The organism is Rhodosalinus sp. K401, from assembly GCF_041365735.1.
Lineage (GTDB): Bacteria > Pseudomonadota > Alphaproteobacteria > Rhodobacterales > Rhodobacteraceae > Rhodosalinus.
The window spans coordinates 188114-210063 of record NZ_JBGFSI010000001.1 but is presented as its reverse complement, the minus strand read 5'-3'; the positions used below and the strand labels follow the sequence as shown (position 1 = coordinate 210063).

24 protein-coding genes and 1 tRNA gene are annotated in these 21950 nt (G+C 70.5%); 13 read left to right on the top strand and 12 right to left on the bottom strand.

From position 1 onward, the window contains the following. Window positions 1-6 precede the first annotated feature (6 nt). The gene (locus tag AB6A66_RS01020; RefSeq protein ID WP_371054426.1) at window positions 7-1374 is read right to left on the bottom strand and encodes a DUF2927 domain-containing protein; all 1368 of its coding nucleotides are present in this window, start codon (window positions 1372-1374) and stop codon (window positions 7-9) included. Between the two features lie 143 nt (window positions 1375-1517). Continuing rightward, window positions 1518-2357: an AAA family ATPase gene (locus tag AB6A66_RS01015; protein WP_371054657.1), complete on the bottom strand. Its 840-nt coding sequence runs from the start codon at window positions 2355-2357 to the stop codon at window positions 1518-1520. A 184-nt stretch (window positions 2358-2541) separates the two neighbouring features. On the opposite strand from AB6A66_RS01015, the gene dksA reads away from it, so the two are divergent. After that, window positions 2542-2964 (top strand): RNA polymerase-binding protein DksA, encoded by a 423-nt coding sequence (gene dksA / locus AB6A66_RS01010; RefSeq protein ID WP_371037750.1) that lies wholly within the window; start codon window positions 2542-2544, stop codon window positions 2962-2964. A 75-nt stretch (window positions 2965-3039) separates the two neighbouring features. Next, window positions 3040-4215 (top strand): FAD-dependent oxidoreductase, encoded by a 1176-nt coding sequence (locus tag AB6A66_RS01005; protein ID WP_371054425.1) that lies wholly within the window; start codon window positions 3040-3042, stop codon window positions 4213-4215. Window positions 4216-4239: 24 nt separating this feature from the next. Here AB6A66_RS01005 and xth read toward each other — a convergent pair whose 3' ends face one another. Then, window positions 4240-5019, bottom strand: a complete 780-nt coding sequence (gene xth / locus AB6A66_RS01000; protein WP_371054424.1) for an exodeoxyribonuclease III — start codon at window positions 5017-5019, stop codon at window positions 4240-4242. 296 nt (window positions 5020-5315) lie between these two features. Here xth and AB6A66_RS00995 point away from each other — a divergent pair, with 296 nt between their 5' ends. Continuing rightward, window positions 5316-5558, top strand: coding sequence for a hypothetical protein (locus tag AB6A66_RS00995; protein WP_371054423.1), 243 nt, complete (start codon window positions 5316-5318; stop codon window positions 5556-5558). 7 nt (window positions 5559-5565) lie between these two features. Here the strand turns inward: AB6A66_RS00995 and AB6A66_RS00990 are convergent, their stop codons facing one another. Then, on the bottom strand, window positions 5566-5889 hold the full coding sequence (locus AB6A66_RS00990; protein ID WP_371037746.1) for a HesB/IscA family protein: 324 nt from the start codon (window positions 5887-5889) through the stop codon (window positions 5566-5568). An 80-nt stretch (window positions 5890-5969) separates the two neighbouring features. Between AB6A66_RS00990 and AB6A66_RS00985 the strand changes: the two genes are divergently transcribed. The 7 genes from AB6A66_RS00985 (at window position 5970) to AB6A66_RS00955 (ending at window position 12987) form a co-directional block, all read left to right on the top strand. Continuing rightward, window positions 5970-7142 (top strand): deoxyguanosinetriphosphate triphosphohydrolase, encoded by a 1173-nt coding sequence (locus tag AB6A66_RS00985; RefSeq protein ID WP_371054422.1) that lies wholly within the window; start codon window positions 5970-5972, stop codon window positions 7140-7142. Window positions 7143-7286: 144 nt separating this feature from the next. Then, window positions 7287-9032: an arginine--tRNA ligase gene (gene argS, locus AB6A66_RS00980; protein ID WP_371054421.1), complete on the top strand. Its 1746-nt coding sequence runs from the start codon at window positions 7287-7289 to the stop codon at window positions 9030-9032. 77 nt (window positions 9033-9109) lie between these two features. Next, window positions 9110-10210 carry an SPOR domain-containing protein gene (locus AB6A66_RS00975; RefSeq protein ID WP_371054420.1) on the top strand — a complete coding sequence of 367 codons (1101 nt, stop codon included), beginning with the start codon at window positions 9110-9112 and terminating at the stop codon, window positions 10208-10210. Continuing rightward, window positions 10207-11226: a glycoside hydrolase family 3 N-terminal domain-containing protein gene (locus AB6A66_RS00970; protein WP_371037742.1), complete on the top strand. Its 1020-nt coding sequence runs from the start codon at window positions 10207-10209 to the stop codon at window positions 11224-11226. The genes AB6A66_RS00975 and AB6A66_RS00970 overlap by 4 nt, the downstream gene beginning before the upstream one ends. Then, window positions 11219-12010: a ScpA family protein gene (locus AB6A66_RS00965; RefSeq protein ID WP_371037741.1), complete on the top strand. Its 792-nt coding sequence runs from the start codon at window positions 11219-11221 to the stop codon at window positions 12008-12010. The genes AB6A66_RS00970 and AB6A66_RS00965 overlap by 8 nt, the downstream gene beginning before the upstream one ends. Then, entirely contained in the window at window positions 12003-12674 is a 672-nt protein-coding gene (gene scpB, locus AB6A66_RS00960) for an SMC-Scp complex subunit ScpB (protein ID WP_371037740.1), read from the top strand. The genes AB6A66_RS00965 and scpB overlap by 8 nt, the downstream gene beginning before the upstream one ends. 97 nt (window positions 12675-12771) lie before the next feature. Next, window positions 12772-12987 carry a hypothetical protein gene (locus AB6A66_RS00955; RefSeq protein WP_371054419.1) on the top strand — a complete coding sequence of 72 codons (216 nt, stop codon included), beginning with the start codon at window positions 12772-12774 and terminating at the stop codon, window positions 12985-12987. Between the two features lie 21 nt (window positions 12988-13008). On the opposite strand, the gene AB6A66_RS00950 is transcribed toward AB6A66_RS00955, so the two are convergent. From AB6A66_RS00950 to AB6A66_RS00915, 8 genes are all read right to left on the bottom strand, one after another. Next, entirely contained in the window at window positions 13009-14085 is a 1077-nt protein-coding gene (locus AB6A66_RS00950; RefSeq protein WP_371054418.1) for a 2'-deoxycytidine 5'-triphosphate deaminase, read from the bottom strand. A 49-nt stretch (window positions 14086-14134) separates the two neighbouring features. Beyond that, window positions 14135-14211 (bottom strand) — tRNA-Pro (locus AB6A66_RS00945). 71 nt (window positions 14212-14282) lie between these two features. Continuing rightward, window positions 14283-15167, bottom strand: coding sequence for a MerR family transcriptional regulator (locus tag AB6A66_RS00940; protein WP_371054417.1), 885 nt, complete (start codon window positions 15165-15167; stop codon window positions 14283-14285). Window positions 15168-15178: 11 nt separating this feature from the next. Beyond that, window positions 15179-15481 carry an integration host factor subunit alpha gene (ihfA, locus tag AB6A66_RS00935; RefSeq protein ID WP_371037736.1) on the bottom strand — a complete coding sequence of 101 codons (303 nt, stop codon included), beginning with the start codon at window positions 15479-15481 and terminating at the stop codon, window positions 15179-15181. Window positions 15482-15581: 100 nt separating this feature from the next. Then, the gene (locus tag AB6A66_RS00930) at window positions 15582-16553 is read right to left on the bottom strand and encodes a beta-ketoacyl-ACP synthase III (protein ID WP_371054416.1); all 972 of its coding nucleotides are present in this window, start codon (window positions 16551-16553) and stop codon (window positions 15582-15584) included. Continuing rightward, window positions 16550-17650, bottom strand: a complete 1101-nt coding sequence (plsX, locus tag AB6A66_RS00925; protein ID WP_371054415.1) for a phosphate acyltransferase PlsX — start codon at window positions 17648-17650, stop codon at window positions 16550-16552. The genes AB6A66_RS00930 and plsX overlap by 4 nt, the downstream gene beginning before the upstream one ends. A gap of 22 nt (window positions 17651-17672) precedes the next feature. Beyond that, entirely contained in the window at window positions 17673-17879 is a 207-nt protein-coding gene (gene rpmF, locus AB6A66_RS00920) for a 50S ribosomal protein L32 (RefSeq protein WP_371037733.1), read from the bottom strand. Between the two features lie 192 nt (window positions 17880-18071). Further along, complete coding sequence (locus AB6A66_RS00915; protein ID WP_371037732.1) at window positions 18072-18635, bottom strand: DUF177 domain-containing protein; 564 nt, start codon at window positions 18633-18635, stop codon at window positions 18072-18074. A gap of 88 nt (window positions 18636-18723) precedes the next feature. Between AB6A66_RS00915 and AB6A66_RS00910 the strand changes: the two genes are divergently transcribed. The 3 genes from AB6A66_RS00910 to AB6A66_RS00900 all read left to right on the top strand — a co-directional run bounded on the left by AB6A66_RS00910 (window position 18724) and on the right by AB6A66_RS00900 (window position 21896). Continuing rightward, window positions 18724-19176: an outer membrane protein assembly factor BamE gene (locus AB6A66_RS00910; RefSeq protein ID WP_371054414.1), complete on the top strand. Its 453-nt coding sequence runs from the start codon at window positions 18724-18726 to the stop codon at window positions 19174-19176. 99 nt (window positions 19177-19275) lie between these two features. Beyond that, the gene (locus tag AB6A66_RS00905; protein WP_371054413.1) at window positions 19276-20022 is read left to right on the top strand and encodes a GNAT family N-acetyltransferase; all 747 of its coding nucleotides are present in this window, start codon (window positions 19276-19278) and stop codon (window positions 20020-20022) included. Between the two features lie 44 nt (window positions 20023-20066). Further along, window positions 20067-21896 (top strand): ABC-F family ATP-binding cassette domain-containing protein, encoded by a 1830-nt coding sequence (locus tag AB6A66_RS00900; protein WP_371054412.1) that lies wholly within the window; start codon window positions 20067-20069, stop codon window positions 21894-21896. Window positions 21897-21950: the final 54 nt, after the last annotated feature.

Genomic DNA, 21950 nt, shown 5'->3' with positions numbered 1-21950 from the left:
TCGGCCTCAGCCCCCCGTGTGGTTTCGCGGGTTCAGGGCGGCGATTTCGGCCAGCTTGCCGCGCACCGCCCCCTCCGGTCCGAACCCGTATCGCGCCCAACCGAGGCTGTCCAGACGCAGGGCGCGCGCCTCCTGCGGGCGCCCGGCAAGCGCCAGCGCCTCGGCGCGCAGCAGCATCAGCGTGGACAGAAGCATCGCGTTCTCGTGGCGCGAGGCGACCGGCATCGCCCGGGCGGTGAGCGCGAGCGCCCGCTCGGCGTCGCCGTCGGCGATCGCGTAGGCGGCGAGCTGGGCGCGCACGAAGGCGCGGTGCGGTTCGGAGCGGGGCAGGGCCGCGAGCGTCCGGTCCGCGGTTTCGAAATGCTCCCGCGCCGCGTCGGGCGCGTGGCTCTGGGTAAGGCGGCCGAGCGCGAAATGGCCGAAGGCGAGCCGGTGATCGCGCCAGCCCGAGGCCCGCGCGATGGCCACGGCGCGTTCGGCCGCCGCGCGTCGCGCCGCCGGCGCGGCCCCCGGGCCGAGCGCCTCCTGGATCGTGTCGCTCCAGGCGCGCGGCGTCGGCGCGAGCGGCCTTGCGGGCAGCCCCTCGCCCGCCGGGTTGAGCCGCGCGAGCACCGCGGGCAGGTGTCGGGCGACATCGTCGCGGCTCATGCCGCTGGCAAGGTCCGGCGCGTAGTAGGCGCGCAGGATCAGCATGTCGAAGCCGGTGAGCACCGCGTGCATGTTGTCGTCGTTGAAGACGCTGTCGGACAGCCGGTAGAGATCGTTCAGCGGCCCGAGCGCCTGGGCGAGTTCCTCGTGCAGGCAGTCGCGCGCCTCCTGGCCCGAGATGTCGGCGGGCAAAAAGATCCCTACCCGTTTGCGGGTGGGCAGTTCGGACCAGGCCGTGCGCGCGCTGCGGCGGTTTCTCGCATAGTCGGAGAGGCTGCTGACATTGGGGACGACGAAGCAGGCCGCCTGCGGCAGCACGCTCCGGATGCGCGCGCCGGGCACGCTTTCGATCGTTATGTTGGCCTCCGGTCCGCGCGTGAGGCGGATGTCGATGCCCGCCTCGTCGCGAAGCCGGCGCAGCAGATCGCGCAGGTCCCGTGCCAGGGCGGGATCGGCCCGCCCGGTCACGCGCAGGGTGATCGGTTCCTCGAAGCGCGTGAAGACCGGGACGGGGCGGCCGCTTTCCAGCGTGAAGGCGAGGTCGAGGAAATCGCGCGCGATATCGGCGTTGGACCGGGCGGGCGCGTCAGGGCGCGCCGCGGAGAACTGCTTGGCCGGCGGCAGCTTCGGGATTGCCACGGCGAGGCGCGCTGCGGTGTCCGCGGCCCGGGGCGCGGGCGCGCAGGCCGCGAGCAGAAGCAGAAGTGGCAGAACGTATCTTGGCACGAGCGCTCCCTTGCGTCTTCGCTTTTTGCGGCGCGGGCCGCGCCGGCGCGCCGCGGGACCCGGCAGGCGCAGCCTAGACCATGAATGCCGCGCCGTCACACGCGGGCTGCCGGGGCGGCGCCGGCGTTGCCGGGCCGACCGCCTCAGCGCTGCCGCCGCGCCAAGAAGGCCAGGCGTTCGAAAAGATGCACGTCCTGCTCGTTCTTCAGCAGCGCGCCGTGAAGCTGGGGCAGCGCGTCGGGTCCGTCCCGGCGCAGGTCGGCGGGCTCCATATCCTCGGCCAGCAGCAGCTTGAGCCAGTCCAGCACCTCCGAGGTGGAGGGCTTCTTCTTCAGGCCCGGCTGTTCGCGCAATTCGTAGAACTGCGTCAGCGCCGTCTCGAGCAGCGCGGGCTTGATGCCCGGATGGTGGACCTCGACGATGCGTTTCATCGTCTCCGGGTCCGGGAAGCGGATGTAGTGGAAGAAGCAACGGCGCAGGAAGGCGTCCGGCAGCTCCTTCTCGTTGTTGGAGGTGATGATGACGATCGGGCGGTGCCGGGCGCGGACCGTCGCGCCCGTCTCGTAGACGTGGAATTCCATCCGGTCGAGCTCCTGCAGGAGGTCGTTGGGGAACTCGATGTCGGCCTTGTCGACCTCGTCGATGAGCAGCACCACCTTGCCGTCGGCCTCGAACGCCTCCCAGAGCTTGCCCTTGCGGATGTAGTTCGCCACGTCGTTCACCCGCGCGTCGCCGAGCTGGCTGTCGCGCAGGCGGCTCACCGCGTCGTATTCGTAAAGCCCCTGCTGGGCGCGGGTGGTGGATTTCACCGACCATTCGATGAGCGGCAGGCCCAGCGCGCCCGCCACCTGCCGCGCGAGTTCGGTCTTGCCCGTGCCGGGCTCGCCCTTGACGAGAAGCGGGCGCTCCAGCGCCACGGCCGCGTTCACCGCGACGGTCAGGTCTTCCGTCGCCACGTACTCGCCGGTTCCGGTGAATTTCATCATCTGCTCCAAGCCATTGCCGAACGTCCTTGCAGCGCCGCGCCCGCGCCCGAATTAACCATGGCCGACCCGTGTTTGTGTAGTGACATTGCCAGTGCCTTCGGGTAATTGCCGCGTCGAGGGGTGCCACATGTCTGACAAGTATTCCATGGCTGAAGTGGGTCATGAAAAGGGAGCGCAGAAGATGAAGGCCGAAGTGTTCCTTCCCGAGGATTACAAGCCCGCCGAGGACGAGCCGTTCATGAACGAACGCCAGCTCGAATGGTTCCGGCGCGAACTGATGCGACAGAAGAACGAGCTTCTTTCCGACAGCAAGAACACCATTGCGGGCCTTCAGGACGCGACCCGCAACATTCCCGACGTGTCCGATCGCGCGAGCGAAGAGACCGACCGCGCGCTCGAGCTTCGGATCCGCGACCGTCAGCGCAAGCTCGTCTCGAAGATCGACGCCGCGTTGCGCCGGATCGAGGAGGGCGAGTTCGGATACTGCCAGGAGACGGGAGAGCCGATCTCGCTGAAACGTCTCGTCGCGCGCCCGACGACCACGCTCAGCCTCGAGGCGCAGGAGCGTCACGAGCGCCGCGAGAAGGTACACCGCGACGACTGACGCGAGGCCGACCGGGACCGAGAGACAAGAGAACGCCGGGGGAGCCTCCGGCGTTTTCCTTTTGGGAAGCGAGAGATGCAGCTCGACGCGCTTGAGATTTCCGTGGTGGGCGGCGGCATCGCGGGGCTTGCCGCCGCGCTTGCGCTCGGCCGGCGCGGCGCCTCCGTCACCCTGTTCGAGCAGGCCCCCGAGATCGCGGAGGTGGGTGCCGGATTGCAGATCAGTCCCAACGGGCTTCGCGTGCTGCGCGCGCTCGGCCTCGAGGCGGAGCTCGCGGCGCGCGCGCCCCGCGCCCAGGCGGTGAGCCTTCGGCGCGGCGAGGACGGCGGCGAGGTTCTGCGCCTCGACCTCGCGCGCCTCGGGCGGGAGCAGGGGTACCATTTCGTCCACCGCGCGGATCTCGTCGATTTGCTCGCCGCCGCGGCCCGCGCCGCGGGCGTCCGGGTCCGGCTTCTGCAACGGGTCGCGACGGTGGAGGACGGCCCGCGCGCGCGGATCGTCTTCGAGAACGGCGCGGAGCACAGGGCGGATCTGGTGCTCGGCGCGGACGGTCTGCACTCCCGCGCGCGCCACGCGCTGGGATCGGCGCCGCCCGCGCGCTTCACCGGCCAGGTCGCGTGGCGCGCGCTTCTGCCCAACGTCATCGGCCAGCCTGCGGAGGCCCGGGTGCTCATGGGGCCGGGACGGCACATGGTGGTCTATCCGCTGCGCGACGGGCGCACCCTCAACCTTGTGGCGGTGGAAGAGCGCAGCCGCTGGGCCGAGGAGGGCTGGACCCACGCGGACGACCCTGCGAACCTGCGCGCGGCCTTCGCGGGCTTCGGCGGGGACGTGCCGGCGATCCTCGGCGCGCTGGACAAGGTGCATGTCTGGGGTCTCTTCCGGCATCCGGTGGCCGAACGCTGGCATGGCCGGTCCGTTGCGATCCTGGGCGATGCGGCGCATCCGACGCTGCCGTTCCTCGCGCAGGGCGCCAATCTCGCGCTCGAGGATGCGTGGGTCCTGGCCGACGCGCTTGACCGCGCCGAGGATCGCGCCTCCGGGCTCGCGGCCTACCAGCGGCGGCGCCGCGCCCGTGCCGAGCGTGTGGTCGGCGCGGCGGAGCGCAATGCCCGGCGCTACCACCTGCGGCCCGGCCCGGTGCGCGGGCTTGCCCATGCCGCGCTGGGGCTCGGCGGGCGGTTCGCGCCCGGCGCGATGCTGGCGGGGTTCGACTGGCTTTACGGGCACGACGTCACCGCCGAGGCGTGACCGGGTGCGGTTCGCGTTCCCGGCTCAGACGGACAGTTCGATCCAGACCGGCACGTGATCGGAGGGTTTCTCGCGCCCGCGCAGCGCGGCCTCGATGCCCGTGCCGGTCATGCGATCGGCGGCCTCGGGAGAGAGCAGCAGGTGATCGATGCGGATCCCGTTGTTCCGCGCCCAGGCGTTGCCCTGGTAGTCCCAGAAACTGTAGTGGCCCGGGCCCTGAACCCGCGCGCGGACGGCCTCGGTGTAGCCCATGTGAAGGATGCGGCGAAACGCCGCCCGGCTTTCCGGCAGCGCCAGCGCGTCCTCGCGCCAGGCCTCGGGATTGGCCGCGTCCTCGTCCTGGGGGATGACGTTGTAATCACCGGCAAGCACCACGGGCTCTTCCAGCGCCAAGAGCTCTTGCGCGCGTGTGCGCATACGGGCCATCCAGGCCAGCTTGTAGTCGTATTTCGGCCCCGGCGCGGGGTTGCCGTTGGGCAGGTAGAGCCCGGCCACGCGCACGGGAACATCGGCCATCACCGTGGCCTCGATCCAGCGGGCCTGCGTGTCGTCATCGTCGCCCGGCAGCCCGCGCCAGACGTCCTCGAGCGGCAGCCGCGAAAGGATCGCCACCCCGTTGAAGCCTTTCTGGCCATGGGTCTCGACGGTATAGCCGCGCTCCTCGAAAAGCTCGGCCGGGAAGGTCTCGTCGAGCGACTTGATCTCTTGCAGAAGCACCACGTCGGGGCGGTCCTCGTCCAGCCAGTCGCAGAGCGCCTGGTGCCGGGCCTTGATCCCGTTGATGTTGAAGGTGGCGATCTTCATCGGCGCGCTCCTCTTGGCCTCGCCCCAGCTAGCCGGTTCGCCGGTCCGGGCGCAAGGCGGGGAAGAGCGGCGCCGCCGCGAGCGTGCGTGCCCGCCCCCGAGACATCGGCCCGGCGCCGGGCCGCACGGGGCTTCTGCGGCCCTTTCCTCGCGCGTCATGCGCTGCCATTCTGCTGGCCGCGTGCGAGCCCGGCCGCGCAGATGGAGTGAGTTTGGCCCCGGGCCGGCGTCGTGCAGGCGTCCGGGGCCGTGGTCCGGACCTATAGGCCGCGACAAGGCGCGAAAAGGGAAGGCGGATGGCCACGATCCTGACGACGGCGCGAACGCATCTCTTTCCGGGCGCGCGGGGGCGGGTCGAGGGTCCGCCAGAGGGCGGCTGCATGGTGCGATTTTCGGACGGTGTGGAAGTGCCGGGCGAGATCGCGGGCGAGGTGCTGGACCTTGCGCCTCATTTTACCGCTGCGGGCACCGCGATCCCCGCCCGCCGCTGGGCCGTCACCTTCGCGGAGGGGGCGTTCCGGGTGACGCGCCGGCTGTGACACGGCGCTACATGGAAAAGGAGGTGCCGCAGCCGCAGGAACTCGAGGCGTTGGGGTTCTCGATGGTGAACCGCGCGCCGATCAGTTCCTCGGTGAAGTCGATCACCGCGTTCTCGAGAAAGGGCAGGGACACCGAATCGACCACCACCTTCTCGCCCCCGCCCTCCAGCACGAGGTCGTCCTCGGCGGGCGAGTCGAGGCGGATGTCGTACTGGAAGCCCGAGCAGCCACCACCCTCGACGGCCACGCGCAGCGCCTGACCCTCGCGGGAGGCGCCGATCTCGGCCAGTCGCGCGAAGGCGCGTTCTGTCACTTTCGGAGGAAGTTGCATCTGGGCCTCGTTGCGACGGTTCAGTTCCTCGATTGCTTCAAATATATGAGGTCGCGGGACATGCGACAAGGAGGGGACCCATGCGCGCCCGATACGCGTCCGACCCGGCGAGGAGCCGTGGACGGCTCGTGCCAGAGCCGGAAAGCGCATTCCGCTCCTGCTTTCAGCGCGACCGGGACCGGATCATCCATGCCTCGGCCTTTCGCAGGCTCAAGCACAAGACACAGGTCTTCATCGAGCATGAGGGGGACTATTTCCGAACCCGTCTGACGCATTCGCTCGAAGTGGCGCAGGTGGCGCGCACCATCGCCGGTACGCTCGACCTCGACCCGGCGCTGACCGAGGCGGTGGCGCTTGCCCACGATCTTGGCCACACGCCCTTCGGCCACACCGGCGAGGACGCGCTCGACGCGCTGATGCAGCCCTATGGCGGGTTCGACCACAACGCGCAGGCGATCCGTATCGTCACGCGTCTGGAGCGCCATTACGCCGCCTTCGACGGGCTCAACCTGACCTGGGAGACGCTGGAGGGCCTTGCCAAGCACAACGGGCCCGTGACGGGCGCGATCCCTTACGCGCTCGCCGAATACGACGCCGTCCACGATCTGGAACTCGACACCCATGCCAGCGCGGAGGCGCAGGTGGCGGCGCTGGCGGACGACGTGGCCTACAACAGCCACGACCTGCACGACGGGCTGCGCGCCGATCTCTTCACGCTGGAGGAGATCGCGGCGCTGCCGGTGCTGGCCGACTGCTTCGCGGAGGTGGACCGGGCGTGGCCGGGGCTCGAGCCCTACCGGCGGCGCCACGAGGCGCTGCGGCGCTTCTTCGGCGTCATGGTCGAGGATGTGATCGCCACCACCCGCGCCGCGCTGGACGCGCTCGAGCCCGCGGACGTGGACGCGGTGCGGCAGGCCGGGCACATGGTGGTGCGCTTTTCCGACGGGCTTTTCGCGGATCTCGGGCAGATCCGGGCCTTTCTCTTCGAACGGATGTACCGCGCGCCGGAAGTCGTCGAGACGCGCGCGCAGGCCACGCGGGTGGTGCAGGATCTCTTCCCCCTCTACCTGGCCCGGCCCGAGCTCCTGCCCCGGCGCTGGCAGGCGGACGTGGCGGCCGCCGCCGACGAGACGACGCTCGCGCGCATCGTGGCCGACTACATCGCCGGCATGACGGACCGCTTCGCGCTGCAAAGCCATGCCCGGCTGCTGGGTGGGCAGGACATGGCGGACCTGCGCCCGGGCCTGCGCTAGCCCGCACGTCATGGGGATCCCGGCCGGCGGTGCCGTCGCGGGGCGCGGGCGTCGGGCGCCCGCCGCGCGCCCGGCGTGACGGTCGCGCGGCGTTGACGCGCCCACCCTGCATGCTACACCGCCCGCCGAGCGAGAGGGACGCCGATGAACCTGTTTTCCGAACTCCGTGACACCGTGACCGGGGCGCTGGGCGCCATGGTGGCCGACGGGGCGTTGCCCGACGGTCTCGACCTTGCGGCCGTGACGGTGGAGCCGCCGCGCGATCCCGCCCATGGCGACATGGCCACCAACGCGGCGATGGTCCTCGCCAAGCCCGCCGGCGCGAAGCCGCGCGATATCGCCGCTGCGCTCGCCGAGCGGCTGGCCGCCGATCCGCGCATCGCCATGGCAGAGGTGGCCGGGCCGGGCTTCATCAACCTGCGCCTGTCGCCCTCCGTCTGGCAGGAGGTCGTGCGCCGCGTGCTCGCGGCCGGCAACGGGTTCGGCCGCTCGGAACTGGGCGCGGGCGAGCGGGTGAACGTGGAATACGTCTCGGCCAACCCCACCGGGCCGCTGCATGTGGGCCACACCCGCGGCGCTGTATTCGGCGACGCGCTCGCCTCGCTTCTCGATTACGCGGGCTACGAGGTGACGCGCGAATACTACATCAACGACGGGGGCGCGCAGGTCGATACGCTCGCCCGCTCGGTCTACCTGCGCTATCTCGAGGCCCATGGCCACGAGGTCGCCTTCGAGGACGGCACCTATCCTGGCGATTACCTCGTCCCGGTCGGCGAGGCGCTGAAGGCCGAGGTGGGCGACGCCTATGTCGGCACGCCCGAGGAGACATGGCTTGCCCCCGTGCGCGCCTTCGCGACCGAGCGCATGATGGAGTTGATCCGCGCCGACCTCGATGCGCTCGGCGTTCGGATGGACGTCTTCTTCTCGGAAAAGTCGCTCTACGGCACCGGGCGGATCGAGGCGGCGCTCGACGCGCTGCGGAGCAAGGGGCTGATCTACGAGGGCGTGCTGGAGCCGCCCAAGGGCAAGACGCCCGAGGACTGGGAGCCGCGCGAGCAGACGCTCTTCCGCTCCACCGCGCACGGGGACGACGTGGACCGCCCGGTCATGAAATCCGACGGCAGCTGGACCTATTTCGCCCCCGACATCGCCTATCATTACGACAAGATCGAGCGCGGCTTCGACCGGCTGATCGACGTGTTCGGCGCCGATCACGGCGGCTACGTCAAGCGGATGAAGGCCGCCGTCTCGGCGCTGTCGGACGGCCGCGTCCCGCTCGACGTGAAGCTCATGCAGCTCGTGAAACTTTACAAGCGCGGCGAGCCCTTCAAGATGTCCAAGCGCGCGGGCACCTTCGTGACGCTGCGCGACGTGGTCGAGGAGGTGGGCGCCGACGTCACGCGCTTCGTGATGCTGACGCGCAAGAACGACGCGCCGCTCGATTTCGATTTCGACAAGGTGCTGGAGCAGTCGAAGGAAAACCCTGTCTTCTACGTGCAATACGCCCATGCGCGGGTGTGCTCGGTCCTGCGCAAGGCGGCGGAGGCCGGGATCGAGGCGGATGACGCCACGCTCGCGCGGGCCGATCTGTCGCGCCTCGATCACGAGGCGGAGCTTGCGCTGGCGCGCAAGATCGCCGAGTGGCCGCGTCTCGTGGAGATCGCCGCCCGGGGCTACGAGCCGCACCGCGTGGCCTTCTACCTCTACGATCTGGCGAGCGAGTTGCACAGCCTGTGGAACCGCGGCAACGACGAGCCCGCGCTGCGCTTCCTGCAGGAGGGCGATTCTGCCACGAGTCAAGCGAAACTGGCGCTCGTGCGCGCCACGGCCGTTGTCATCGCGGCGGGTCTGGGTATCCTTGGGGTGCGCCCGGTCGAGGAGATGCGGTAGAAAGCCGCGCGGCCGCCCGGGCAGAGGCGGAACGAACAGAACCCGGCGGCACGCATCGTCGGGCAAGCGAGGCAGACATGAGCTATCAGCAGATGCACGCGGGCGCCTCGTCGCCCGCCCTTGGTGAGTCCACCTCCGAAAACGATGCCCTCGCGCCGGAGGCGGCGCCCAGGATCGGCGGGGCCGCGCAGGTCGTGGCGGCGCTGGTGTCGCTGACCCTTCTGGGCGGTGCGGGCGTCTGGGGCACGAAACTCGTGATGCGCGACGTGAGCGGCGTGCCCGTGGTGCGCGCCGCCGAGGGGCCGATGCGCGTCTCGCCCGCCGAGCCCGGCGGCCAGGCCGCGGCCCATCAGGGGTTGTCCGTCAACGCCGTCGCCGCGAGCGGCACGGCCGAACCGCCGCCCGAGGAACTGCGCCTCGCGCCGACGCCCGTCGCGCTGGCCGAGGACGACCTCGCCCTCGGCGCCCTCGCCGCCGCGTCGGCGCCGGAGCCCGCCGACGACTTGCGACCGGGATTCGCGGCAGGCATGGGCGCGCCAAGCGCGGCGCTGCGCGATCTTGCGACCCGGTTGAACGCCGAGGACAGGCCGGATCTTCCGGTGGGCACCAAGCGGGAGCTTGCGCGCGTCACAGCGGTTCCGGCCGCGCTACGCGTGGAAACGCCGGCGCCCTCGCGCGACGAGGCGGTGAGCGCCGCGGTGGATGCGGTGGTGGCCGCCGTCGTGGCCGATGCGCCCGGCACGGCCCCGGCCGCCGAGGCGCAGGACGAGACCGGTGCGCAGGTCGAGGCGGTTCCGGGCGTTCCGGCGCGGTCGGTGCGCCCGCGCCTGCGGCCTGAAAACCTCGATCTCGCGGCACTATCCGGCGCCGGCCGGGTCGCCCCCGCGCGCGCCGAGGTGCCGGAGGCCGATCCCGCGGAGCTGCCCGTGGGCACGCGCCTCGTGCAGCTCGGCGCGTTCGAGAGCGCCGAGGTGGCCCGCGCCGAATGGGGCCGGATCGCCGGGCGGTTCGAGCCCTATCTCGCCGGCAAGACCCGGGTCGTGCAACGCGCCGAAAGCGGTGGGCGGATCTTCTATCGCCTCCGCGCGATGGGCTTCGAGGATCTTGCCGACGCGCGGCGGTTCTGCGCGGCGCTGATGGCCGCGAACGCCGACTGCATCCCCGTGGTCACCCGGTGACTCCACCGGTCGGCCGCGGCGCGGCGATCTTCGGCTGCGCGGGGCCGCACCTTGCGCCGGCCGAGGCGCGCTTCTTCAGAGAGGCCGACCCGTTCGGATTCATCCTGTTCGCGCGCAACTGCGAAAGCCCGGAGCAGATCCGCGGCCTTACCGCGGCCTTGCGCGATGCCGTGGGCCGCGCGGCGCCGATTCTCATCGACGAAGAGGGCGGGCGCGTGTCGCGGCTGCCCCAAGGTGTGGGCCGCCGCCTGCCGCCGCCGCTCGACGCGGTGCGTGCCGCGCGCGGCAGGGCGGCCGACATGATGCGGCTGCGGTACCGTCTGATCGCGGCCGAGTTGCAGTCGCTCGGCATCGACGTGAACTGCGCGCCGCTTGCCGACATCGCCACGCCCCGGACCCATCCGTTCCTGCGGGATCGCTGTTACGGCACGACGGCGCAGGAGGTCGCCGCGAATGCCCGCGCCGTGGCCGAGGGGCTCTTCGCGGGCGGGGTGCTGCCGGTTTTGAAGCACATCCCCGGTCATGGCCGCGCAGAGGCCGACAGCCACCTCGCGCTGCCCCGGGTGCAAGAACCTGCCTGCACGCTGCGCGAAACGGATTTCGCGCCCTTCGCCGCGCTTGCCGATCTGCCGCTCGGCATGACGGCGCATGTGGTCTTCGCCGACCTCGACGAGCGTCCCGCCACGACCTCGCCCGCGGTGATCCGCCTCATCCGCGAGGAGATCGGGTTCGGCGGGCTTCTGATGACGGACGACATCTCGATGCAGGCGCTCGAAGGGTCGGTCGCCCGCCGCGCGGCGGACGCGATCGCGGCCGGGTGCGACGTGGTCCTGCATTGCAACGGCGCGCTGCGCGAGATGGAGGCGGTGGCCGAGGCCGCGGGCACGATGGGCGAGGCCGCCCGCGCGCGCGGCGCCAGGGCGCTCGCGCTGCGCCGGGCCGCCGACGCGCCGGTTGACATTCGGGCGCTCGAGGCGAAGCTCGGTGCCGTGCCCGGAGGGTTCGGCGATGGATGAAGGCAGCGGTCACGAGGAGGGGGGCGTCGAGGCGCGGCTTGCCGCCGAGGCGCTGATCGTGGATGTCGAGGGCTACGAGGGGCCGCTCGACGTGCTGCTGTCGCTGGCGCGCGGTCAGAAGGTGGACCTGCGCCGGATTTCCGTGCTGGAGCTTGCGCAGCAGTACCTTGCCTTCGTCGAGGAGGCGCGCGCGCTGCGCATCGAACTCGCCGCCGACTACCTCGTGATGGCGGCCTGGCTCGCCTTTCTCAAGTCGCGCCTCCTGCTTCCGCCCGACCCGGCGGAAGAAGGCCCCTCGGGCGAGGAGATGGCGGCGCATCTGGCGTTCCAGCTCGAACGGCTGCAGGCCATGCGCGAGGTCGCGGCGCGGCTCATGGGCCGCGACAGGCTGGGCCGCGACGTGTTCGCGCGCGGCCTGCCCGAAGAGGTGGAGCGGGTCCGGCGCGTGCGCTACACCGCGACGCTGCTCGATCTCATGCAGGCCTATGCCCGCATCCGCACCCGCGAGGAGTTCCGCCCCTACGCCTTCGACCGCGAGGCGGTCTACACCATGGAAGAGGCGCTCGACCGGCTGCGCGGGATGATCGGGTTCGCCGGGACCTGGACCGACATTTCCGCCTACCTGCCGGAGGGCTGGCGCGAGGATCCGGGGCGGCGCCGCTCCGCCACGGCGGCGACCTTCGCCGCGACGCTGGAACTGGCCCGGGAGGGGCGCATCGAGCTGCGTCAATCGGAAGCCTTCGCGCCCATTCAGCTTCGCCGGAGGGCCGCGCGCGATGAGTGACGACACGCGCGCGGCAGACGGCGACGGCGAGGAGGAGCCCGTCCTCTTCGATGCGCCGCCCATGGGCGAGCAGGAGCGCATGGTCGAGGCGATGCTCTTCGCCTCGGCCGAGCCCGTCTCGGCGCGCGATCTGGCCGAGCGCATGCCCAAGGGCTCCGACCCGGCCGAGGCGCTTCAGCACCTGCGCCGGCGCTACGAGGGGCGGGGCGTTCGCCTCGTGCGGGTGGGCGACGCGTGGGCCTTTCGCACCGCGCCCGATCTGGGCTTCCTGATGCAGACCGAGACGGTCGAGACCCGCAAGCTTTCGCGCGCGGCGATCGAGACGCTCGCGATCATCGCCTATCACCAGCCCGTCACCCGGGCCGAGATCGAGGAAATCCGCGGCGTCTCGGTCTCGCGCGGGACGGTGGACCAGCTGCTCGAGCTCGAGTGGATCCGTTTCGGCCGGCGACGGATGAGCCCCGGGCGCCCGGTGACCTTCGTCGTGACCGAGACGTTTCTCGACCATTTCGGCCTCGAATCCGCGCGCGATCTGCCGGGGCTTGCGGAACTGCGCGCCGCGGGCCTTCTGGACAGCCGCCCGCTGCCGGGCGCGGGCGAGGCGGAGGCCGAGGAGGAGGACGATGCGGGCGATCCCGGCCAGGGCGAGATGTTCGAGGAATAGCCAGACCGGCGCGTCTCGGCCGGAAAGCCCTGAAAACGGCAAGATTGCGGGCTAGATCGGATGCAAAGGAAAATCTCAGGAAACTCGGGAGGCAGCGATGAACCCTGACCGGCTCTTCAGCATGCTGGTGCGCATGGTCATGCGCAAGGCCGTCAACAAGGGGCTCGACGCCGGAATCGACAAGATGTCGAAAGGCTCCGGACGCGGGTCCGAGGACAGCGGCGCGCAGCGTCCGGCGCCACGGTCGGACCGGAAGCGCGCAGGTCATCTCAAGCGCTCCATGCGCCTCGCGCGGCGTATCGGCCGTTTCTGAGGAGGCTGCCGCGGGCGCCCGTCAGGCGGCCCGGAAGTGCTTGGACAGCTTGAGGCCCTGGCCCTGGTAGTTCGACGCGATGCCCGCGCCGTAAAGCCGGTCCGGCGGCGTGGCCATGCGCTCGTAGACGAGCCGCCCGACCACCTGGCCATGCTCCAGCGCGAAGGGCGCCTCGTGGCAGCGCACCTCCAGCACGCCGCGCGCGCCCGTGCCGCCCGCCGCGTCGTGCCCGAAGCCCGGGTCGAAGAAACCCGCGTAATGCACCCTGAACTCACCCACCATGGCGAGATAGGGCGCCATCTCCGCGGCGTAGCCGGGCGGGATATGCACCGCCTCGCGGCTCACCAGGATATAGAAGGCGCCGGGATCGAGGACGATCTGCCCGTCCTCGGCGTGCACCTCCTCCCAGTAGTCGGCGGGGGCGTAGTGGCCGATCCGGTCGAGGTCGATGAGCCCGGTGTGGGGCTTGGCGCGCCAGCCCGCGAGCGTGCCCTGCGCGGGCCGCAGATCCACCGAGAAGCCGAGCCCCTCGGAGATGACCGCCTCGCCCGACACCAGCGGGTTTTCGGCGTGAAGCGCGCGCAGCGCCGTGTCGTCGAGCACGGCATGGCCTTCGCGGAACCGGATCTGGTTCAGCGTCATGCCGGGCCGCACCAGCACCGAGAAGGAGCGCGGGCAGATCTCGGCGTAAAGCGGGCCGGCGTAGCCGTCGGGAATGCGGTCGAACTCGGTGCCGCCGTCGGTGATCGCGCGGGTGAGAAGGTCGAGCCGCCCGGTAGAGCTTTTCGCGTTCGCGACGGCGCTGACGCCCGGGGGCAGGGCGAGCCGTTCCTCGATCTCGGCGACATAGACGCAGCCCTTCTCGAGCACGGCGCCCGCCGACAGGTCGATCTCGTGCATGGTGAAGCGATCGAGCCGCGCGGCCACCGGTCGCCCGGCACCGGCGAGGAAGGAGGCGCGCACACGCCATGCTCGCCGCCCCAGCCTCAGATCGAGGCTCGCCGGCTGGACCTGCGTGTCGGTGATGGGCCGGTCCGTGGCGATCGCACCCTCGGCGATCATCGCGCGAATGGCCTGGCAGGGCATCACGCCGGTCATGCGGACCCTTCCTGGATCGAACCGGGTTTCCGGTTGCAAAGGGGGAAATTGGTCGGGCTAGCAGGACTTGAACCTGCGACCTTCCGTCCCCCAGACGGACGCGCTACCAGACTGCGCCATAGCCCGAACAGGGCGGGTTCATACCTGTTTCCTGCGCGAGAGCAAGGGTGAATTGCCACGGAGTCGCGATCCCGGGATCAGGGCCGGGCCGCATCGGCGCGGCGCGCGGCGAGAGTTCGCAACTCGGACGCGATCGCGGCCGCGGCCTCGGTTTGCGTGCCGGGGAGCCAATGAATCTTGGCGAGGCGGGACAGGAGGCCCGCTGCGGCGGGAAGCGCGTCGTCCGCCGGGTCGGGTGGCGTGGTTACGGCCCGTATCGCCGGTGACGCGTCGGCTGTTCCGGGCCCGTCCGCGAAAGGCGCGTCGCGCGCCGCCGGTGCATCGGTCCCGGTGGCCGTGGCGCGCGGGCGCAGGAAGGACGGAACGCCGCTGTCGCGCGGCGGCGGCGCAAGGGGCGGGTGCGTTGCGTCGCCGGGCGGCGGCGTGGCGCCCTGCGGCGCGGCCGCGGCGGAGGCCTCCTCTTCCTCCGCCACGGCCGCGGGCGCCGTCTCTTCCGCCTTGCGCGCCCGGGCGGGCACGTCGTCTGCCGCGTCGGTCGTCGGGGACGCCCTCGCGGTTTCCTCCTCCGGCGGGAAGAGCGGCAATTCCTCGGCGTCCTCCACCGGGCCGCGCGTGCGGCCCGCCCGCCGGGGCTGGAACGGCAGGACATGCACCTCTTCCGGCTCCCGCTCGGGCGCCTCACCGGCCAGCGGCGGGGAGAAGCTCGTCACGTGCTTTACGCCCTGCTCGCGCAAGAGCTTCTGAACGCCCTTGATGGTCATGCCCTCGTCGTGCAGCAGGGTCTTGATGCCGCCGATCAGCGCCATGTCGGACGGACGGTAATAGCGCCGCCCGCCGGCACGTTTCACCGGCTTCACCTGCGAGAACTTGCTTTCCCAGAACCGCAGCACGTGGGCCGGCGTTTCCAGCCACTCGGCCACCTCGCTGATCGTGCGGAACGCGTCGGGCGATTTGGTGGCCATCGGGGGCGTCCTCAGCGGCGGTTTCCGGCCGCCACGCGATCCTTCATCAGGTGCGAGGGCCGGAAGGTCAGGACCCGCCGCGGCAGGATCGGCACCTCCTCGCCGGTCTTGGGGTTCCGGCCGACCCGGGCGGCCTTGTCGCGCACCGAGAAGGTTCCGAAGGAAGAGATCTTCACCTGCTCACCCCGCACGAGCGCGTCGGACATGTGATCGAGCACGCTTTCGACGAGCTGGGCCGATTCGTTGCGCGACAACCCCACCTCGCGGAAGACGGCTTCGCTCAGATCCATTCGGGTGAGTGTGCGCTGGCTCATGCCGTCCCTCCAACCGTTAACGGATTGACCTTAGGGGCAGGAAAATTTCCGAGTCAATATCAACAGCTTGTGCGGCAGTGCAGAAGCGGCAGTCATCCGCCTACCAGCGCAGCACCACGGCACCCCATGCAAGGCCGCCGCCGATCGCCTCGGTGATGACGAGATCGCCCTCGCGGATCTGGCCGCGCTCGCGGCCGACGGAGAGGGCGAGGGGGATCGACGCGGCCGAGGTATTGCCGTGGTCCTGGACGGTGACGACCACGTTGTCCATCGGCAGCTGCATCTTCTTGGCGGTGCCCTGGATGATGCGGATGTTGGCCTGGTGCGGCACCACCCAGTCCACGTCCGAAGAGTTCACGCCCGCCTTGTCCATTGCCCGGTGCGCGGTGTCGGCCAGCTTTTCGATCGCGTGGCGAAAGACCTCCTTGCCGAGCATGCGCAGATGCCCCGTCCGACCGGTGGAGACGCCGCCATCGACGTGCAGGATCTCGCGGAAACGTCCGTCGGAATGCAGGTCGGATGCGAGGATCCCGCGGTCTTCCGGCTGGCCCGTGCCTTCCGCCGCCTCGAGCACGAGCGCGCCCGCCCCGTCTCCGAAAAGCACGCATGTCGACCGGTCTTCCCAGTCCATGAGCCGCGAGAAGGTCTCGGCCCCGATCACGAGGATGCGCCGGGCCTGCCCCGAGACGATGAGCGCGTTGGCGTTCGCAAGCGCGAACACGAACCCCGCGCAGACGGCCTGCACATCGAAGGCGAAGCCCGTCGTCATGCCGAGTTCGGCCTGCACCATCGTGGCGGCGGAGGGGAAGGTGAAGTCCGCCGTCGAGGTGGCGACGATGATCGCGTCGATCTCGGAGGCGGCAAGGCCCGCATCCTCGAGCGCGGCGCGCGCGGCGTGGGCGGCAAGCTCGGAGGTGGTCTGCCCCTCGGCCGCGAAATGCCGGCGCTCGATCCCCGAGCGGGAGCGTATCCACTCGTCGCTCGTGTCGAGAAAGCTCTCGAACCAGGCGTTCTCGACCACCCGTTCGGGCAGGTAGTGCCCGACGCCCCTGACGATCGCGCGTGTCGTCATCCGTGTGTTCCGTTCCTGTCCTGCGCGGGCTGGGCCGGCGCGGTCGGGCTGGCCGAGGCCACCCGCGCCGCGAGCCGGTCCGAGAAGCCCGATTGCGCCAGCTGGAAGGCCAGCTTCACCGCCGCCGACACGCCGGTCGCGTCGGCCGAACCGTGCGATTTCACCACCGTGCCGTTCAACCCCAGAAACACCCCGCCGTTGACGCGGCGTGGATCGATCCTCTTCTGCAGCCGCCGAAGCGACGTGTAGGCCAGAACCGACGCGATGCGCGACAGCGGCGAAAATCGGAACGCTTCGCGCAGCAGGTCGCCGATGAGGTGCGCGGTGCCTTCGCCGGTCTTGATCGCGACGTTGCCGGTGAACCCGTCCGTCACGATCACGTCTGCGCGCTTGCCGGGAATGTCACCGCCCTCCACGAAGCCAACGAACTCGAAACTGGCCGCTTGCGCGTTGGCGGCGATGAGTTCATGCGCTTCCCGGAGTTCGGACCGCCCCTTGTGCTCTTCGGTGCCCACGTTCAGCAGCCCGACCCGCGGGTGCGCGATCCCGAGCCCGTTGCGCGCGTAGGACGATCCCATCAACGCGTATTGCAGCAGATCGCGGGCATCGGCGCGGACATCCGCGCCCACGTCCAGCATCACGTTGAAGCCCTGCGGGTTCCGCGAGGGCCAGAGCACCGCGATGGCGGGCCGGTTGACGCCCTCGATCTTGCGCAGGCGCACCATCGAAAGCGCCATGAGCGCCCCGGTGTTGCCGCAGCTCACCGCCACGGAGGCCTCTCCGTCCCGGACGGCCTCGATGGTCGACCACATCGAGGTGCCCTTGCCCTGGCGCATCACCTGGCTCGGTTTGTCCTGCATCCGCACGACCCCTCGGGCGTCGCGGATCTCGCAGATGTCGGAGAGCCGGCGCTTGGCGACGAGCCGCTCGAGCTCGTCCTTCGGGCCGTGCAGGATGAACCGGATGTCCGGGTTCTTGGTGGCCGACCTTGCAAGGCCTGCGACAACTGCCGCTGGGCCGCGGTCGCCGCCCATGGCGTCAACGCTGATGACCGTGGAGGAAGCGCCCCCGCGCCGATGATGCTCGCGTTCGCTCATCCGGGGGCCCGCGCAGTGTGCCTCAGGCGGCGTCCTCGTCCAGGTCGATCTCGTCCGCCATCACGACCACCTCGCGGTCGGCATAGTGGCCGCAGGACGCGCAGACGTGGTGCGGGCGCTTCAGCTCGCCGCAGTTCGGGCACTCGTTGGGATTCACCGCTACCAGCGCGTCGTGCGCGCGGCGGTTGTTGCGGCGCGACTTCGAAACTTTGTTCTGTTGAACGGCCATGACAGACCTCGGCTTTCTCTATGTGTCGGTCGGCGCGGTGGAAGCCCGCGCGGGGCGCGCGCAATTGGCGTGAGCCGGCGCTTAGCCGTGATCGCGCCCGGAGGGCAACCCCAAATCCGGATGAAGGCGCGAAAATACAGCGAATCCCGCGCCGCGCAAGGCATTTCTCGGGCCGCGCGAGAGGCGGTCCTTTCAGGAGTCGCGGCGCAGCTTGTCGCGCAGGCCCTGCAAGCCCGCGAAGGGTTTCAGCTCCTCGTCCGAAAGCGGCGCGACGCCGGGCGGCGCCGCCTGCGCCGTGCCGAGCTCCACGCCTGGGGCGCGGGGATAGTCCGGCAGCGAGAGGGCCAGCGCCTCCGTCATCACCGCCATCAGGTCCACGCGCTCCGGCAGGGGCTCGGAGGTGACGTCCTCGGGCATCTCCACCTCGGCCACGGTTTCGGGCATGTCGAAGCCCGCGAGATAGCGGCGCGTCACCGTGGTGTCGATTCGCGTTGCGACGGGCGCGAGCGTGACGACGCAGGGCTGCACCACCGTCGCGCCGAGCACGCCCTCGAGGTGCCAGTCGCTCCGGCCCTCCGGCGCGAGGGTGCCCGTGAAGCGCAGCTTTCGGATCGCGTCTATCCCGAGCGTCTCGGCAAGCGCCGCGCGTGTCCCGGCATCGGGTTCGAGCGCGAATGCGGTGGGCGCGTCCTGCGGCAGTTCTGCAAGGCGCAGGATCCGGGGCGACGGGTCTGACGGCCGGGAGGGGTCGGTCATGGGTGCGCGTGCTCCCCTGGCTTGAACGGCTTTTCATCCTTCGCTATGCGGGATAGAAGCCGTGGACAGGCAAGACAAGAGGGCCGCAATGAGGCTTAGGAGTTTCGGGCTGAGAGCCGCCCTCGCGATCGCGGTGCTGTCCGGCCTGTCCGCTTGCAGTGCTCAGTATCGCACGCACGGCTATATTCCGCCACAGGAAGACCTCGACGCGATCGTCGTCGGCCTGGACACGCGCGACACGGTGTCCGAGACCATCGGCACGCCCAGCACCGCCGGCCTCACGGATGTGAGCGGCTTCTATTACGTCGAAAGCCGCGTCCGCCGCTTCGCGTGGCGCGCGCCCGAGGAAGTCAGCCGCGAGGTGCTCGCGATCAGCTTCGACGACACCGGAACGGTGCGCAACATCGAGCGCTTCGGCCTCGAGCAGGGGCGCGTGGTCACGCTCTCTCGCCGCGTCACCGAGACCGGCAGCAGCGTGGGCTTCCTGCGCCAGCTCCTGCGCCGCATCGGCGCGTTCTCGGCGGAAGATTTCATCGACTGACGCGCAGCGGCGCCCTTGCGTCACGCCGCCGTCATGCTTGTCTGTCAGGGACGGGCTTCGTAGCCTCTTCCTGCAGGTTACCGCGCACGGGGCCATACCATGATCGGGTTGAGCAAAGGGCGCTACCGCGCCCGGATCGCCGAAGGCGTCGAAGACCTGCGCGCCGCGCAACGCCTGCGCCATCTTGCCTTCGCGCGCCATCGTGCCGATGGCGGCGGCCTCGATGCGGACGACTTCGACGGGCGCTGCACGCACTTTCTCGTCGAGGAGGCGCGGGGGGGCAGGCTGGTCTGCTGTTTCCGCATCCTGCCGCTTCACGGCGGGTGCGAGATATCGCGCAGCTACTCCGCGCAGTTCTATGAGCTTTCGGCGCTCGAGGTGTATGAGGGGCGCCTTGCGGAAATGGGACGCTTCTGCATCCATCCCGACATCCAGGACCCGGACATCCTGCGCGTGGCCTGGGGGGCGCTGACGCGGTATGTCGACGAGACGGGCGTGGATCTTCTGTTCGGCTGCGCCTCCTTCCCGGGCACCGACGCCGCACGCTACCTCGACGCCTTCGCCATGCTGAAGGAGCGGCACCTCGCACCGAAGCGCTGGCTGCCCAGGGTGAAGGCGCCCAACGTCTTCCGCTTCGCGCAGCGCCTTGCGCGGTGCAAGCCCGACACGCGCCAGGCCATGCTGCGGATGCCGCCGCTTCTCAGAAGCTACCTGCTGATGGGGGGATGGGTGAGCGACCACGCGGTCGTGGACGACCACATGAACACGCTGCACGTCTTCACAGGGCTCGAGATCGGCGCGATCCCGCCCGCGCGCAAGCGGCTTCTTCGCGCCGTCGCGCAGTAGCCATCCACGTTGACCTTCGCGCGCGCCGCGCTTAGCTGCGCGTCATGGTGAAGGCTCCGCTTCTGCAACTTTCGGGCATCTCCCTCGGTTTCGGGGGGGAGCCCCTCTTCGCGGATCTCGATCTCGTGGTGCATCCCGGCGACCGGCTCGCCCTCGTCGGGCGCAACGGATCGGGAAAGTCGACGCTGCTGAAGGTCATGGCCGGCCTGGTGGAGCCCGATGCCGGTGCGCGGGTCGTGCCTCCGGGCGTGAGTGTGGGCTACATGGAACAGGAGCCCGAGATGGCGGGGTTCGCCACGCTCGGCGACTTCGCCGCGGCCAGCCTGGAACCGGGAGAGGAGTACCGCGTGGAGCAGGCCGCCGAGGGCCTTGCTTTCGATCCCGCCCGCGAGGTCGCGGCCGCGTCGGGCGGAGAGCGGCGCCGCGCCGCGCTCGCTCGGCTGATGGCCGAGGATCCCGAGCTCATGCTTCTCGACGAGCCGACGAACCACCTCGACATCGCGGCGATCCGCTGGCTCGAGGCACAGCTTTCGGCCACGCGCAAGGCCTTCGTCGTCATCAGCCACGACCGCGCCTTCCTCGATGCGCTGACGCGCGCGACGCTCTGGATCGACCGCGGGCAGGTGCGCCGGGCAGAGGTCGGCTTCGGCGGCTTCGAGGCCTGGCGCGACAAGGTCTGGGAGGAGGAGGACCAGGCGCGCCACAAGATGGACCGCAAGATCCGTGCCGAGGGGCGCTGGGCGGTGGAAGGCATCAGCGCGCGGCGCAAGCGCAACCAGGGCCGGCTGCGCGCGTTGAAATCCCTGCGCGAAGAGCGCGCGTCGATGATACGCCGGCAGGGCGCGGCGGCCATGGCGCTCGAATCGGGGCCGGCCTCGGGGCGGCGCGTGATCGAGGCCGAAGGCATCGCGAAATCCTACGACGGCAAGACCATCCTCAGCGACTTCTCGCTTCGCATCCTGCGCGGCGACCGGGTGGCGTTCGTGGGTCCGAACGGCGTGGGCAAGACGACGCTTCTGAAGATGCTCATGGGCGAGGTGCCGCCGGATCGGGGGCGTGTTCGGCACGGCACGAACCTCGTGCCGGCCATCTTCGACCAGGCGCGGGCGCGGCTCGACTGGGACGCCTCGCTCTGGGAGAACCTGACCGGCGATCCCGAGATGCGGGTGTCGGGACAGGCCGACCAGATCATCGTGCGCGGTCAGCCGCGCCACGTCGTGGGCTATCTCAAGGACTTCCTGTTCGACGAGCGGCAGGCGCGCGCTCCGGTCCGTGCGCTGTCGGGGGGCGAGCGCGCGCGGCTTCTGCTGGCCAGGCTCATGGCGCGGGAATCGAACCTGCTCGTGCTCGACGAGCCGACGAACGACCTCGACGTGGAGACGCTCGATCTCTTGCAGGAACTGCTCGACGCCTATGACGGCACGGTTCTGGTCGTCAGCCACGACCGGGATTTCCTCGACCGCGTGGCGACGGTGACGGTCGCGATGGAAGGCGACGGCCACGCCCCCGTCTATGCCGGGGGCTGGTCGGACTACCTGTCCCAGAGCGGCGGGGATCCCTTCGCGCCCGAGGGGGGTGGCCAGAAGGCGAAGGGCAAACCGAAGAAGTCCGGCGGGAAACCTCAAGAGGGTGGCGCGGCCGCCGCGGCGAAGCTGTCCTTCACCCAGAAGCACCGGCTGGAGTCGCTGCCCGACGAGATCGCGCGACTCGAGGCCGAGATCGGCAGGCTGGAGGGGCTTCTCTCCGACCCCGAGCTTTACGCGCGCGATCCGGTCAAGTTCGCCAAGGCGACAGAGGCGCTCGCCACGCGGCAGGAAAAGCTTTCCGCGGCCGAGGAGGAATGGCTGGAGCTTGCGGAGAAGGCCGAAGGGTAGGGGCCCTTCCCCGCCGCGTGCCCGCGCCGCGCGCCACCGGACGCTCCGCCCTGC

What these genes read in the sequence shown, in the direction of transcription:
- AB6A66_RS00940 (WP_371054417.1), bottom strand. Translation starts at nt 15,167, where the DNA reads ATGGCCACCAAATCGCCCGACGCGTTCCGCACGATCAGCGAGGTGGCC.
- argS (WP_371054421.1), top strand. Translation starts at nt 7,287, where the DNA reads ATGAACCTGTTTTCCGAACTCCGTGACACCGTGACCGGGGCGCTGGGC.
- AB6A66_RS00900 (WP_371054412.1), top strand. Translation starts at nt 20,067, where the DNA reads ATGGTGAAGGCTCCGCTTCTGCAACTTTCGGGCATCTCCCTCGGTTTC.
- dksA (WP_371037750.1), top strand. Translation starts at nt 2,542, where the DNA reads ATGAAGGCCGAAGTGTTCCTTCCCGAGGATTACAAGCCCGCCGAGGAC.
- ihfA (WP_371037736.1), bottom strand. Translation starts at nt 15,481, where the DNA reads ATGAGCCAGCGCACACTCACCCGAATGGATCTGAGCGAAGCCGTCTTC.
- AB6A66_RS00975 (WP_371054420.1), top strand. Translation starts at nt 9,110, where the DNA reads ATGAGCTATCAGCAGATGCACGCGGGCGCCTCGTCGCCCGCCCTTGGT.
- AB6A66_RS00990 (WP_371037746.1), bottom strand. Translation starts at nt 5,889, where the DNA reads ATGCAACTTCCTCCGAAAGTGACAGAACGCGCCTTCGCGCGACTGGCC.
- AB6A66_RS00905 (WP_371054413.1), top strand. Translation starts at nt 19,276, where the DNA reads ATGATCGGGTTGAGCAAAGGGCGCTACCGCGCCCGGATCGCCGAAGGC.
- plsX (WP_371054415.1), bottom strand. Translation starts at nt 17,650, where the DNA reads ATGAGCGAACGCGAGCATCATCGGCGCGGGGGCGCTTCCTCCACGGTC.
- AB6A66_RS00955 (WP_371054419.1), top strand. Translation starts at nt 12,772, where the DNA reads ATGAACCCTGACCGGCTCTTCAGCATGCTGGTGCGCATGGTCATGCGC.
- rpmF (WP_371037733.1), bottom strand. Translation starts at nt 17,879, where the DNA reads ATGGCCGTTCAACAGAACAAAGTTTCGAAGTCGCGCCGCAACAACCGC.
- AB6A66_RS00910 (WP_371054414.1), top strand. Translation starts at nt 18,724, where the DNA reads ATGAGGCTTAGGAGTTTCGGGCTGAGAGCCGCCCTCGCGATCGCGGTG.
- AB6A66_RS00930 (WP_371054416.1), bottom strand. Translation starts at nt 16,553, where the DNA reads ATGACGACACGCGCGATCGTCAGGGGCGTCGGGCACTACCTGCCCGAA.
- xth (WP_371054424.1), bottom strand. Translation starts at nt 5,019, where the DNA reads ATGAAGATCGCCACCTTCAACATCAACGGGATCAAGGCCCGGCACCAG.
- AB6A66_RS01015 (WP_371054657.1), bottom strand. Translation starts at nt 2,357, where the DNA reads ATGAAATTCACCGGAACCGGCGAGTACGTGGCGACGGAAGACCTGACC.
- AB6A66_RS00995 (WP_371054423.1), top strand. Translation starts at nt 5,316, where the DNA reads ATGGCCACGATCCTGACGACGGCGCGAACGCATCTCTTTCCGGGCGCG.
- AB6A66_RS01005 (WP_371054425.1), top strand. Translation starts at nt 3,040, where the DNA reads ATGCAGCTCGACGCGCTTGAGATTTCCGTGGTGGGCGGCGGCATCGCG.
- scpB (WP_371037740.1), top strand. Translation starts at nt 12,003, where the DNA reads ATGAGTGACGACACGCGCGCGGCAGACGGCGACGGCGAGGAGGAGCCC.
- AB6A66_RS00985 (WP_371054422.1), top strand. Translation starts at nt 5,970, where the DNA reads ATGCGCGCCCGATACGCGTCCGACCCGGCGAGGAGCCGTGGACGGCTC.
- AB6A66_RS00915 (WP_371037732.1), bottom strand. Translation starts at nt 18,635, where the DNA reads ATGACCGACCCCTCCCGGCCGTCAGACCCGTCGCCCCGGATCCTGCGC.
- AB6A66_RS00950 (WP_371054418.1), bottom strand. Translation starts at nt 14,085, where the DNA reads ATGACCGGCGTGATGCCCTGCCAGGCCATTCGCGCGATGATCGCCGAG.
- AB6A66_RS00965 (WP_371037741.1), top strand. Translation starts at nt 11,219, where the DNA reads ATGGATGAAGGCAGCGGTCACGAGGAGGGGGGCGTCGAGGCGCGGCTT.